We start from the raw sequence: 13,207 nt of genomic DNA, 5'->3' as shown, positions 1-13,207 counted from the left end.
TGCCCTGGACAGCAATGCCGATACAACGCATACCTATACCGTCGCGGGTACCTATGGCGCCGTGCTCACGGTGACCGATGCCGAAGGGCTCACCGATACCATGACCATCACCGTTACCGTAAATGGGGAGAATACCAATTGTGCTGGTGTTATTACGGCCATGTATGTAATTGAAGGTATTTTGGGGCAAGGTGAGACAGAGATTATAGTACCCGTTGGTGGATCATTATTATTGACTACGGTACAACGGACCCCATTTAGCATCACTACCCCAAGTGGCGAAGTCATAGCGGACAATATCAATATTAAGTTCTTTGACTTAGAGGATGTGGGTACCTATTTTTTTACCAGTGAAAATGGTTGCACCTATACCCTATTTGTAGATATAGACCTAAATGGCGTTTTAACGGCAGATAATGATTTTAGCACCATTATTCTTTTTCCTAACCCTATTGAAAGTCAAAACGTAGGGATAAACCTAAATAACTTTTTAGGGGAATCCATGACCGTAGGTATTTATGACATCAGTGGAAAACTATTACAGCAGTACTTGATTCCAGAAAATCATGATGCTACGGTTATTCTGGACCTACCCTTATTGAATACCGGTATTTACCATGTAGTCATTGGGTTGGATAGTACCGGGGACGTAGTATTACGCAAATTATTAAAAAGATAGTAGCAAACATTGAAATAAAAAAAAAAGCCACTCATATAAGTGGCTTTTTTTATTTCTACTTGTTTTTAAAATACTATAATTCAATATTGTTATATTATTGAGTAAGTCTGTTTTTATATTTTGGGAATTAAAACTAAATAGATATAAATACTAGAATGATATACTAATTTAATATATTTTGAAATGATAAAACGAATAGGTATAACAGCATTAATCTGTATCTTGGTATATATTCTTGGTATCTATATACATAGTAGAACAATACAACAAGATTGGCCTAGTGAAACTTCAGAAATAAATATTCCTTGCACTGTAGACGATAAGATACAAAAGGCAATGGTATATTTTAGCTCAAAAAAAAACAAACCTTTAATTGTTAGTCTTCATACATGGGGCGGAAATTACTTGCAAAGAGATTCCATTTCAATTTTAGCCATCGCCAAAGACTATAATTATATACATCCAGATTTTAGAGGAAAAAATAATCATATAGATGCTTGTTGTAGTGACAAAGTGATTTCTGATATAGATGATGCTATTCAATTTATGATCGAAGAAAATAATGCAAATGTTAATGAGATATATATTATTGGTGCAAGTGGTGGAGGTTATGCTACATTATGCACTTATATGAAATCTAAATTTAGTGCCAAAAAATATGCTTCTTGGGCAGCCATTTCGGATTTACAAGAATGGTATCGCCACATTGTCCTAAGTAATTATAATTATCAAACCGATATTACTAATTGTATACCCAATAATGATTATAATTCTAGATCTCCGTTATATTGGAATAATACTTTAATAACTAAAAGGACAAGTTCAATAGACCTTTATGCTGGAATCAATGATGGTAATAGTGGTAGTGTGCCATATACTCATTCTATTAACTTTTACAACAAAATTCTTAATGCACATAATGTAATCGATGACAACTTATACATATCTGAGAAAGAAATAATACAATTGTCAAAACAAAATAAAGTGCATGAAACTTATGGTAAAATACAAAATAGAGCAATTATTTTAAGAAAAAAAACCTCATTCGTTAATATTACTATTTTCGAAGGAGGTCATGAAATATTAATTCCGTTTGCATTTGATAATCTACTACAATAAAATACTAATAAAAATCAACTTGATTTATAAACTCTTCAATATTAGTATATCCATCTTCATCCTCATCTCCTGAATGAGATCTAGTTAGATCACCAAATCTTCGTAGTTCCCAAGCATCTGCCATACCATCTTGATCGGTGTCATAATTACTAGGTCTCACATTTGATGGCAAATTTGGCAACACCCAACTATAAGAATTTTTAACTTCAATTCTAACGTTGTTAATAGTATTGTTAATAACTGATTGATCGTAAGAGTCTAAAAATGTTTTGACAACTCCATCGTTATCATAATATTTATTGGCTCCTACATCGTTTATTACAAAATCATAAGCTTCCTGGGCAGTTAATGTAGGAAATGAGTTTGAGATATTGCCCGAATGAGGACTATCCACAAAAAAATCACTTGACAATTGTTCATTAGTCGATGTATTAATCCAAATAATTTCATTATTCTCATTAGCTTCTCCATTCAACAAACCACTATAAAAATTACCATTAGAATAAATTTCAGGTTTACCAGATACTGGTTGGTATCTATTATAAGCTAACGAAACACCTTGTGGTTTTTTATAATAATTACCCTGATGGTTAACTTTGGAATTACCACCATTTAATGTGGTTAATTTTGAAGTCCAACCATGAATGACATTATTCTTAATTTCAAAATAACCGTTACCGCTCATATTCGGCGTTCTTGTTGTATTATTCCCTATCAAGTTACAGGTAAATGAGATATTATCAACAGAATTGTAATCACCATTGCTTTGAACCCCCAATAAAACACTTGTGTGACTATCAGCTATAATTGTCTTTTGAGTAGTAAAATTTCGATTGGGTAATCCATGAATATTTGTTGCAAACAAAATGGCCTTATCTCCGGCCCAAGAAGCAGAACAATGATCAAGAATAATATCTTGACCTCCCCAAAATAAAAAAGAAGCTGTCTTTTTATCATCTGGAATTGGGTTGCCGACAACCTTAGCTGGTCTACTTCGTAAATATCTAATTATAACATTATTAGACTTGTAAAACAAAATGCGATCACCTGTAACTGTTATTCCACCTTCAGGCGCAGTTTGTCCAGCAATTGTCAAATCACTTGCATCATGTACATATATTTCACTGCTGATTCGAATTGTACCAGAAATATCAAAAACAACTATTCTAGGTCCTGTGGCAGTTAACGCCTCACGTAAGGAACCAGATCCACTATTGTTTAAGTTAGTTACATGGATTATACGTCCTCCTCGGCCACCACTTGCATTGGAACCACCGCCAAATGCTGAGGGAAAGGCCTTGAGTATGGTTGCCTTGTCATCAAATGAGGTATCGATAATTGGTTCTTCAGGAATTTCTTGGGTGGCAACATCGTTCGTTGCGGTAGAATCTTCAGTTGCCGCTTTCTCATCTTCCAGCGCTTGTGCCTCATTTTGTGCCATTATCTCGGCAAATAGGTCTGTATCCTTTTCACAAGAAGTGAATATAGAGATACTACAAAAAAGGATAAGGATAAACAGTCGGGGGTGTAGGTTTTTGTTCAAGTTCATAAGTGATACTTCTTTTGGGAATTTAAAAATAATTGTAATTGCAAAATATTAGGTGAAATAGTTTCTTTTTTCGATGAAATGCATGGTGTTTTATTTTTTCAATGCTTTTTTTATACTAGCATCATCATTTTTCATCACTTTAGGTTCTACGGGGATAGGTTTGTTTTGGATTTTCAACATGGTGGTTTTTAACATTTCGTTGGGCCATTTTCGACGAACTACCTCTTTTCTTAACATTCATAAACTTTTATCCATCAACACCCTACATTTTTTTTAAAATCGAAATATGAACATTTTACATAAAGCCCACCAAGAAAATTCAACCCAAAATATCCATCCTAATTATAAAATTCCAATAGCATATTTCTTCTTGTTTTTCAGATTGTGGACCAAAACTTTTAAACCGTTCTTTAGTAATACCCACACCGATCTTTACTCACAGTTACAACAACACATCACCTGAAACCATTGAACAAACCTCCAATTACCCCTCCCAATTCCGAGAATGTCCTTATTTTTATATTAAATTAGTCTTATGAAAATTTTAGTGACCGGTGCCGCCGGTTTTATTGGGTACCATGTTTGTAAACAGCTTATAAATCAAGGGCATAAAGTAGTGGGGCTGGATAATTTAAACGATTATTATGATGTGTACCTTAAAAAAAATCGCCTATTGCAGTTAGGCATACAGGAAGAAGCAGATAGCACGGTAAAAAAATGGATTAAAAGCCAAGTACATCCTAATTTTACCTTTATTAGATTAACTCTAGAAGATCGTAAACGGCTACCTAAACTATTTAAAAAGGGGAAATTTGATGTCGTCTGCAATTTGGCCGCCCAAGCAGGCGTACGTTATAGTTTGGAACACCCAGAGACCTATGTGGATAGTAATATTGTGGGGTTTTTAAATATCTTGGAATGTTGCCGACATAATCACATCCAACATCTGGTTTACGCAAGCAGTTCTAGTGTTTATGGTGCCAATACCAAAATGCCCTTTGCCACTGACCAACGTACAGATCATCCCATTAGTTTATACGCCGCCACCAAAAAGAGTAATGAACTTATGGCCTATACCTATAGCCATTTATATGGTTTGCGTACAACGGGCTTACGCTTTTTTACGGTATATGGCCCATGGGGCCGTCCAGATATGGCCATATATCTGTTCACAAAGGCCATTGCTGAAGGTAAACCAATCAAGGTATTCAATAACGGTGAAATGGAACGGGATTTTACCTACATAGACGATATTGTGGAAGGCATTACTAGGGTGATGCTGACTGACACACCTACAAAACATACCTATAAGCTGTATAATATTGGAAATGGCAAAGCGGTGAAACTCCAGGATTTCATTTCCCAGATAGAAGTGGCCCTTAACAAAAAGGCCATTAAAAAATTACTCCCCATGCAACCTGGGGATGTAAAAAAAACTTGGGCAGATACCACTGCCTTACAAAAAGACTATCATTATAAACCTAATACCAGTATAGAACAAGGGATTACCGCATTTGTACAATGGTACAAAAACTATCATAACCAATAGGCAACTATACTAAATTGGTCATTTAACTGTTATTTAAAAAGTTCATCTAAATTCGTAAAGGAAATTACCTACAAAACGCCATCTTTGCAGCAAATTTTAGCCTAACCATGAATATAAAACATTTAGCATTAGCACCATCATTTCATATCCTAGTAACAGGGGGAGCCGGTTTTATAGGCTCCAATCTTTGTGAGGCCCTGCTGCAAAATGGCAATAAGGTAACCTGTTTGGATAATTTTGCCACAGGTAAAAAGGAAAACATCGCCCAGCTGCATGCAGACCAAAATTTCACCCTAATTGAAGGGGATATCCGCGATTTGGAAACTTGCAACAAAGCCTGTACCGGTGTAGATTATGTATTGCACCAAGCGGCCTTGGGCTCTGTACCACGCTCTATCAATGATCCTATTACCAGTAATGCCGTAAATGTCTCCGGATTTTTGAACATGTTGGTTGCGGCTAGGGATAGTGGTGTTAAACGATTGGTGTATGCCGCTAGCTCATCTACCTACGGGGATTCCAAAAGCCTGCCCAAGGTAGAGGATGTGATTGGCAAACCCTTGTCACCCTACGCCATTACCAAATATGTGAACGAGCTGTATGCAGATATCTTTAATAGTACCTATGGATTGGAAACCATTGGGTTACGCTATTTTAATGTATTTGGTAGAAAACAAGACCCTAATGGCGCCTATGCTGCGGTAATCCCAAAATTTGTCCTAAAATTAATGGCGCATGAGAGCCCCGTTATTAATGGGGATGGTAGTTATTCCAGGGATTTCACCTATATTGATAATGTTGTGGAAATGAACATTCGTGCGATTTTGGGTGATTCCGATGCTGCAAATACGGTCTATAACGTAGCCTATGGTGAACGTACCAATTTAAATGAATTGGTAGGCTTATTAAAAACCTATTTAGGAGCTTTTGACCCTGAAATAAAAAATATACCCATTAGCTATGGCCCTAATAGACAAGGGGATGTTCCCCACTCCTTGGCAGATATTAGCAAGGCAAAACACTTGTTAGGTTATGCCCCTCAATTTAATATAGAGCAAGGATTAAAACAGGCAGTACAATGGTACTGGGAAAATTTAAAATAAACAAACATGAGATTAACGGTTATAGGTACGGGCTATGTGGGCTTGGTTACTGGAACGTGTTTTGCGGAAATGGGCAACAAGGTTACCTGTGTAGATATTGACGAACAAAAAATAAGCAACCTTAACAACGGCATCATCCCCATTTATGAACCGGGTTTGGAAGCCATGGTACAAGGTAATGTAGCCAATGGCACACTTAGGTTTGACACCGAGTTGGCCCACAGTATTGGAAATTGCGATATGGCATTTATCGCGGTAGGCACCCCTATGGGTGAAGATGGATCCGCAGACCTTAAGTATGTGTTGCAGGTGGCCCAAAGTATTGGGGAACACATGCAACGACCTTTAATAGTTGTTGATAAATCTACGGTTCCCGTGGGTACCGCAGATAAGGTAAAGGCCGTGATCAACCAAGAGTTGGACAAAAGAAAGGTGCATATGGACTTTCATGTGGTCTCCAACCCGGAATTTTTAAAGGAAGGGGACGCTATAAGTGATTTTATGAAGCCAGATCGTGTAGTGGTCGGAACGGATAACAAGGAAACCGCTGAAAAAATGCGACAGCTATACGCCCCCTTCTTTAGGAGCAGTATGGACCGTTTGATCACCATGGATGTGCGTTCGGCAGAAATGACCAAATATGTGGCCAATGCCATGTTGGCCACCAAGATCTCATTTATGAACGAGGTGGCCAATATTTGTGAGCTGGTAGGTGCCGATGTAAACAAGGTACGCATAGGTATCGGTTCCGACAGTCGTATTGGGTACAGCTTTATCTATCCCGGAAGTGGCTATGGCGGCTCGTGTTTTCCTAAAGATGTAAAGGCCCTAAAAAAAGCGGCCGAGCAAAATGGGTATGAGGCCAAACTTATTGGTGCCGTGGAGGCTGTAAATGATGCCCAGAAATTAGTGATCGCTGAAAAGGTAATAGCAAAATATGGACATGACCTCTCTGGAAAGACCTTTGCCGTTTGGGGCTTGGCCTTTAAACCAGGTACAGATGATATGCGGGAGGCCCCAGCCATCTACATCATTAAAAAATTAGTGTCCTTGGGCGCCAAAGTAATTGCCTATGACCCTAAGGCCATTCCGGAGGCACAACATTTTTACTTAAAAGATGTACCTAATTTGGTGTTTGCCGATTCAAAATATGAGGCTTTGACAGAAGCCGATGCCTTATTGCTCTTAACAGAATGGAAAGAGTTTAGAGCGCCAGATTTTATGGAAATACAATCCAAACTGAAAGAAGCCGTAATTTTTGACGGTAGAAACCAGTATAACGATGAACGTATGTTGGCCTTGGGCTTTGAATACCATCAGATTGGTAAAAGTTTAAAGAATAGTTAATTGGAAAATACTCAAAATATGAAAGATATAAAAATAGCGATAATAGGTTTGGGCTATGTAGGATTGCCCTTGGCACGTTTGTTTGCCACCAAATACCCGGTCATAGGCTTTGACATTAACCAAAAACGTGTCAACGAATTGAAATCTGGTACCGATAGTACTTTGGAAGTAGCCGATGAGGTTTTACAAAATGTATTAACGGATTCCCCTAAAATGGAAACAGGACTCTATTGTTCCTTTGACTTAGAGGATATAGCAGATTGCAATTATTTTGTGGTAACGGTGCCCACCCCAGTGGATAGTACCAACCGACCCATTTTAACCCCGTTATACAAATCTAGTGAAACCGTTGGTAAGGTGCTAAAAAAAGGAGATATCGTTATTTATGAATCTACGGTTTATCCTGGGGTAACCGAAGAGGAGTGTGTTCCCGTGCTAGAACGTATAAGTGGTTTAAGGTTCAATGAGGATTTTTACGTAGGCTACTCCCCAGAACGTATTAATCCTGGTGACAAAGAACATACGGTAGAAAAGATATTAAAGGTCACTTCGGGATCAACACCTGAAATAGGTAAGCAAGTAGATGCCCTTTACGCCTCGGTCATAACCGCAGGGACGCATTTAGCGCCTACGATTAAAGTTGCCGAAGCGGCCAAGGTTATTGAAAATTCGCAACGGGATATCAATATTGCCTTTGTAAACGAGTTGGCCAAAATTTTTAATTTAATGGATATTGACACCCATAGTGTATTGGAAGCAGCGGGTACCAAATGGAACTTTTTACCCTTTAAACCAGGCCTGGTAGGTGGACATTGTATTGGTGTAGATCCATATTATTTGGCACAGCGCGCACAGGAATTTGGCTACCACCCAGAAATCATTTTGGCCGGTAGGCGTTTGAACGACGGAATGGGAAAATATGTGGCCAGTGAGGTCATAAAGCTCATGGTACAAAAAGACATTAAGGTGAAGGGAGCCCATATTTTGGTGTTAGGGATTACCTTTAAAGAAAATTGCCCCGATGTACGTAATACCAAGGCTGTAGATGTGATTAAAAACCTGCAGGAGTACAATACCCAAGTCACCATCTATGACCCCTGGGCCTCCCCGGCAGAAGTTGCCCACGAATATAATATGCTGACCACCAAAACCTTGCCCGACCAAAAATTTGATGCCATAATCTTAACGGTAGCACATAAAGAGTTCTTAGGGTTAAATTTAAGGGCTATGTTAAAGGATACTGGGGTATTATATGATGTAAAAGGGATTTTAACAGAAAAGTTAGAAGGTAGACTTTAAATTATTCTTTAAAATTAAGCTTATATCATCCTAATTTGATTTTGGAAAAACTAAAAAATAGGCTAACACTCTTACGAAATAACCATCTTTTAAAAAATATGGTTACCGTTGGAGTGATTACTTTTTTGGTTAAACTAATTGCCTTTTTAAAAGAATCGATAATTGCTTCAAATTATGGTCTCTCATTTTATTTGGATACTTATTTGATTGCGATTCTAGTTCCGTCGTTTATACAAAATGTTTTTATTGGCGCTCTAAAAAATCTATTTATTCCTAATTATATAAGAGAATTAAAGTCTACCAAGGATTTAGGAAGTATACAAAGCTTTACACTTTTATTAATTACTGCATTAGCGTTTGTTTTGGGCCTTTGTTCATTCTTTTTCGTGTATTACATTGCCGAAATTTACCCAGGACATGACCCGGTATTTTACAACTTAATCAAAACTCAACTTTATATTATATTACCCTGCATATTTATTTGGGGTTATTCCAGTATGTTAAGTGGTTTATTGGATGTTCAGAAAAAATTCTTTGCTTCATCTTTCTCAAGCTTTTTCCTGCCTATCACAACTATTCTATTTATTCTTTTTTTTAAGGATAAATTAGGAGAAATGACTTTGGCTTATAGTATGACAATTGGAAGTATTATCTCATTGTTTTATCTAATTTTTGTATGTTACAAGCATAAATTGATACATATAACATATCCAAGTATTAATGAGAATACTAGATTAATGCTGAAACAATATCCTCCAAAGTTAGCGGCAGGTTTGTTAATAGGAGTAAATCCTTTTGTAGACCAATTTTTTGCGGCTAAACTAGCAGTGGGATCAATAGCTGCTTTAAACTACGGCACAAAAATACCTGCCTTCTTAATTAGTATTTTATTGGTGGCATTAGGCAATGTATTATTACCCCATTTTTCAAGCTTAATTGTAACGGACATAAAAAAAGCAAGAAGCCAATTGTATAAAATAATTAAAATCACTTTTTTGTTTAGCGCTTTAGCATCTGTTGTTGGCATAGCGTTTTCTCAAGAAATTGTAAAGGTATTGTTTGAACGCAATGCATTTACCACTGATCATACCTTGATTACCTATAAAATACAGCAGATAGCCATAATATATGTTCCCTTTTATTTAATGTCTATTATAATTATAAAATACTTGACCGCATTGAATAAAAATGTATTTATGGCATGGGTATCATTTGCTAATCTTATTTTTAATGTTCTTTTGAATTTTATCTTTATAAAATATTATGATGTATATGGAGTTGTGTTAAGTACCACTATTTTAAAAATATTATCCTTTTGCATATTCATAGCGTATATAAAAAAAACAGAAAAAACGTAAACAAATATTTTAAAGTGGATAGCGAGAAAAAAAATATTGCTTTTTTAATTAATGGCTTACAAGCTGGAGGAGCTGAACGGGTTGTAGTTACGTTAGCTAATTTTTTCGTTAACACCTATAATGTAAATATAATTAAAAAGAATAGTGGTAGATCCTTTTATGAAATTCATCCGGATATTAAAGTTCACACTTTAACCAATACTATTCAAAATAGCACCAATTTAATCTCTGCAATTTATGGTAATTTTAAATTAATTATTGGGATTAAACGTATTTGTAAACTACAAAATATAGATATTCTAATCGGGTTCACAACTACTTCAAGTGTACTTGCCATTTTAGTAGCAAAAAGCCTTAACATACCTAGTATTATTAGTGAACGTAATAATCCCATCGTGGTACCACCCAATTTATTTTGGCAATTTTTAAGAAATAGGACTTACAAAACTGCAGATTTTTTGGTAGTACAAACCAATGCTAATAAATCTTTTTTTTCACAATATATTGATAACGAAAAAATAAGAGTAATTTTAAATCCTATTTCAGAAGATATTATATCGCATAAAAATAGGCCAACTAGTAACAAAGAAAAAATAATACTAAATGTTGGTAGGTTAAATAATAATAAAGCCCAAGACGTTCTTATTAAGGCATTTGCTAATATTCCTAACAATGATTGGAAACTTATTTTGGTAGGAGATGGTCCTAAGATAGAGGAATACAAAAAATTAGCTTTTGAGTTAGGGGTCTCATCTAATGTTATTTTTACTGGAAATATTGCTAATGTACAAGATTACTATAGTAGAGCCTCTATATTTGCATTTACTTCGCAATCTGAAGGTTTACCCAATGCATTAATGGAAGCTATGTATTATGGTTTACCTTGTATCTCTACTAATTGTCCAAACGGACCTTCTGACTTAATAACAACTAATGAAAACGGCATCCTAATACCGGTTGGAAATCATTATGAACTATCAGAACAATTAAAACTACTTATAAACAAACCGAAATTGAGATCAAAACTTGGCAAAAACGCATTAAAAACTTCCAAAGCCTTTGAATTGGAACAGATTACCAATCAATGGAATAATTTGATATTAAGTTCTTTAAAAGAAAATTAATACTATTTTGAAAATCTTAAAATATATCATTTTAGGTCTTTTTATCCTGAATTTACCTGGGGTTGTCTTGGTTGGGATAGGTTCAACATTAGGAAGTGTTTTGAGTTATTTATCTTTTTTTCTATTAATATTTTATTATTTAAATACTGGACAAGGCAAACCCAATGCATGGTTATTTTACATAGGTATCCTATATTTTGGAATCTCTGGTTTCCAAGTCTACACTGGAGATTTTAGAGGTGTTTTAATACTCTTGGTAAAATATTTAATTATGGTAATATGCGCCAATGAGTTTTATAAAAAAGTTACGGTAAAGGAAATGTTATATTGCTTAATGGTCGGCGCAATATCAATTGTTTTTCAAGCGGTTTTCTTATCAAATTTATATGGCAGATATAGTGGTTTTTACTTAAATCCAAATGCAGCTGGTCAAATATGTTTATTTGGTTTAGCGCTCACCTATGCCATTAATGATAAAAAATCACGCCAAATTTTGCAAGTTCTATTTACAATAGCGGGATTGGTAACATTCTCAAGAACTTTTATAATACTATGGTTACTTATAAATGTAATATCCATAAAAATAAATATTAAGAACGCAAAAACTTTAGTAATAGGGTTTTTAATGTTTCTTGGTATATTAACATATGGTGAACTTTTTAATTTAAAAGGGCTTCGTTTTAAACAATTTCAAGCCTTTTTAAATTCTGATGCCAACGTGTCACAAGTTGGTGGTGAATCTAGATCTGAGACTTGGTCTAGGTTTTATGAGCATATATATGAATTTCCCTTTTTTGGCGGTGGGTTTGGAAAATTTCAAGGTGGTGGTGTAGAACTAATTGGCCCACACAACACCTATCTGTTGATTATAGGGGAAGCCGGAATTTTCCCTTTATTGCTTACCTTAATTTTCTTTGGTTTATTACTCTATGAGGCCTACAAAGTTTTTCCTACCAAACCATATTTGTTAATGATAGTTTTAATTAGTGTGATTTACTTGTTTACCAGTCACACGCTTTTTACCTCTTACATTAAGTTATCTATTATAATATTTGCTTATCAGCACATAAAAGCTGAACGTAAACATTCGTTATTATGAACACTGAAAAAATTCTAAAAAAAGTATATCATTCTGTTAGACCTGTAAAATATATCTTCAGAAAAATAAACAGATTTAAATGGTGGTGTTTTGAAAATTTTTTATCGGACAAAGCATTTGCTCAAAAAAAATTTAAGACAGGAATGGGTTATAAACTAAATTTAGAAAGTCCAACTTCTTTAAACGAAAAAATAAATTGGCTTATGTTGCATGACCGTACGCCATTACATACAATTTGCGCAGATAAATATGCTGTACGAGCTCATGTGACAAAAAAAATTGGTGATGAATATTTAGTGCCCTTGCTATTCCATACGGACGACCCATCTAGGTTAACACCAGAAAACCTTCCTGAAATACCATTTATTATTAAAACCAACCATAATAGTGCAGGATTAGAAATAGTTTATGATAAACAAAAAACAAATTGGTCTAAAGTAAGAGATAAATTTACTCAATTATTAAAGCAAAATTACTTTACCGCAAGTAGACAATGGCAATATAAAAACATTCCTCCAAGAATTGTGGTTGAAAAGCTTTTAAGTGATAACCATGGAAATTTACCCGAAGATTATAAGTTTCATTGTTTTAACGGTAAAGTAAGAATGATATCTGTTGATAAAGACCGAAATACCAATATCCATAGTCGTACTTGGCATGATATTAATTGGATTCGACAACCTTTTTCTTGGTCTAACAAAAGAAAAAATAATGCTGGTTATACTGATCCTTTAGACCATGATTTACCAAAACCAAAATCATTAGAAAAAATGATTACTTTATCGGAAAAATTGGCTGAAGATTTCGATTATGTTAGGGTAGATTGGTATAATATTGAAGGCAAAATATATTTTGGTGAAATTACTTTTCATCATTCTGGCGGAAGATGTCCAATTCTCCCCAAAGAATGGGATATTAATTTAGGGCAAGAATTGAAATTCATAAAATCTTCGCAAAGTAAGATATAGATAATTTATAATC

The 13,207-nt window shown here is 35.1% G+C and carries 12 protein-coding genes; 10 read left to right on the top strand and 2 right to left on the bottom strand.

Features of this window, described 5'->3' with window-relative positions; all coding sequences use genetic code 11:
* A partial coding sequence (locus tag ACOCEA_RS16660; RefSeq protein WP_420757406.1) for a T9SS type A sorting domain-containing protein occupies window positions 1–679 on the top strand: 679 nt, incomplete at its 5' end.
* Between the two features lie 183 nt (window positions 680–862).
* Window positions 863–1,798: an alpha/beta hydrolase family protein gene (locus tag ACOCEA_RS16655; RefSeq protein ID WP_420757405.1), complete on the top strand. Its 936-nt coding sequence runs from the start codon at window positions 863–865 to the stop codon at window positions 1,796–1,798.
* Between the two features lie 4 nt (window positions 1,799–1,802).
* On the opposite strand, the gene ACOCEA_RS16650 is transcribed toward ACOCEA_RS16655, so the two are convergent.
* Both ACOCEA_RS16650 and ACOCEA_RS16645 read right to left on the bottom strand, forming a co-directional pair.
* Window positions 1,803–3,347: a hypothetical protein gene (locus tag ACOCEA_RS16650; protein ID WP_420757404.1), complete on the bottom strand. Its 1,545-nt coding sequence runs from the start codon at window positions 3,345–3,347 to the stop codon at window positions 1,803–1,805.
* A 90-nt stretch (window positions 3,348–3,437) separates the two neighbouring features.
* Complete coding sequence (locus tag ACOCEA_RS16645; RefSeq protein WP_420757403.1) at window positions 3,438–3,584, bottom strand: hypothetical protein; 147 nt, start codon at window positions 3,582–3,584, stop codon at window positions 3,438–3,440.
* A gap of 298 nt (window positions 3,585–3,882) precedes the next feature.
* On the opposite strand from ACOCEA_RS16645, the gene ACOCEA_RS16640 reads away from it, so the two are divergent.
* The 8 genes from ACOCEA_RS16640 (at window position 3,883) to ACOCEA_RS16605 (ending at window position 13,194) form a co-directional block, all read left to right on the top strand.
* On the top strand, window positions 3,883–4,896 hold the full coding sequence (locus ACOCEA_RS16640; protein ID WP_420757402.1) for an NAD-dependent epimerase: 1,014 nt from the start codon (window positions 3,883–3,885) through the stop codon (window positions 4,894–4,896).
* A 107-nt stretch (window positions 4,897–5,003) separates the two neighbouring features.
* Window positions 5,004–5,999 (top strand): SDR family oxidoreductase, encoded by a 996-nt coding sequence (locus tag ACOCEA_RS16635; protein ID WP_420757401.1) that lies wholly within the window; start codon window positions 5,004–5,006, stop codon window positions 5,997–5,999.
* A 6-nt stretch (window positions 6,000–6,005) separates the two neighbouring features.
* Window positions 6,006–7,346, top strand: a complete 1,341-nt coding sequence (locus ACOCEA_RS16630; protein WP_420757400.1) for a UDP-glucose dehydrogenase family protein — start codon at window positions 6,006–6,008, stop codon at window positions 7,344–7,346.
* An 18-nt stretch (window positions 7,347–7,364) separates the two neighbouring features.
* Window positions 7,365–8,645, top strand: a complete 1,281-nt coding sequence (locus ACOCEA_RS16625; RefSeq protein WP_420757399.1) for a nucleotide sugar dehydrogenase — start codon at window positions 7,365–7,367, stop codon at window positions 8,643–8,645.
* Window positions 8,646–8,686: 41 nt separating this feature from the next.
* The gene (gene murJ / locus ACOCEA_RS16620) at window positions 8,687–10,003 is read left to right on the top strand and encodes a murein biosynthesis integral membrane protein MurJ (RefSeq protein WP_420757398.1); all 1,317 of its coding nucleotides are present in this window, start codon (window positions 8,687–8,689) and stop codon (window positions 10,001–10,003) included.
* 14 nt (window positions 10,004–10,017) lie between these two features.
* Complete coding sequence (locus tag ACOCEA_RS16615; protein ID WP_420757397.1) at window positions 10,018–11,127, top strand: glycosyltransferase family 4 protein; 1,110 nt, start codon at window positions 10,018–10,020, stop codon at window positions 11,125–11,127.
* A 7-nt stretch (window positions 11,128–11,134) separates the two neighbouring features.
* On the top strand, window positions 11,135–12,226 hold the full coding sequence (locus tag ACOCEA_RS16610; RefSeq protein WP_420757396.1) for an O-antigen ligase family protein: 1,092 nt from the start codon (window positions 11,135–11,137) through the stop codon (window positions 12,224–12,226).
* Window positions 12,223–13,194, top strand: coding sequence for an ATP-grasp fold amidoligase family protein (locus ACOCEA_RS16605; RefSeq protein ID WP_420757395.1), 972 nt, complete (start codon window positions 12,223–12,225; stop codon window positions 13,192–13,194). The genes ACOCEA_RS16610 and ACOCEA_RS16605 overlap by 4 nt, the downstream gene beginning before the upstream one ends.
* The last annotated feature ends 13 nt before the right edge of the window (window positions 13,195–13,207 follow it).

Origin of the sequence: Maribacter luteocoastalis, from assembly GCF_048890225.1 — a bacterium.
Lineage (GTDB): Bacteria > Bacteroidota > Bacteroidia > Flavobacteriales > Flavobacteriaceae > Maribacter > Maribacter luteocoastalis.
This window is presented reverse-complemented; position numbering and strand designations above follow the sequence as displayed.

Excerpts from the sequence above, each read along its gene's own strand:
- ACOCEA_RS16650 (WP_420757404.1), bottom strand. The coding sequence starts at position 3,347 with ATGAACTTGAACAAAAACCTACACCCCCGACTGTTTATCCTTATCCTT.
- ACOCEA_RS16605 (WP_420757395.1), top strand. The coding sequence starts at position 12,223 with ATGAACACTGAAAAAATTCTAAAAAAAGTATATCATTCTGTTAGACCT.
- ACOCEA_RS16630 (WP_420757400.1), top strand. The coding sequence starts at position 6,006 with ATGAGATTAACGGTTATAGGTACGGGCTATGTGGGCTTGGTTACTGGA.
- ACOCEA_RS16640 (WP_420757402.1), top strand. The coding sequence starts at position 3,883 with ATGAAAATTTTAGTGACCGGTGCCGCCGGTTTTATTGGGTACCATGTT.
- ACOCEA_RS16655 (WP_420757405.1), top strand. The coding sequence starts at position 863 with ATGATAAAACGAATAGGTATAACAGCATTAATCTGTATCTTGGTATAT.
- ACOCEA_RS16625 (WP_420757399.1), top strand. The coding sequence starts at position 7,365 with ATGAAAGATATAAAAATAGCGATAATAGGTTTGGGCTATGTAGGATTG.
- ACOCEA_RS16645 (WP_420757403.1), bottom strand. The coding sequence starts at position 3,584 with ATGTTAAGAAAAGAGGTAGTTCGTCGAAAATGGCCCAACGAAATGTTA.
- ACOCEA_RS16635 (WP_420757401.1), top strand. The coding sequence starts at position 5,004 with ATGAATATAAAACATTTAGCATTAGCACCATCATTTCATATCCTAGTA.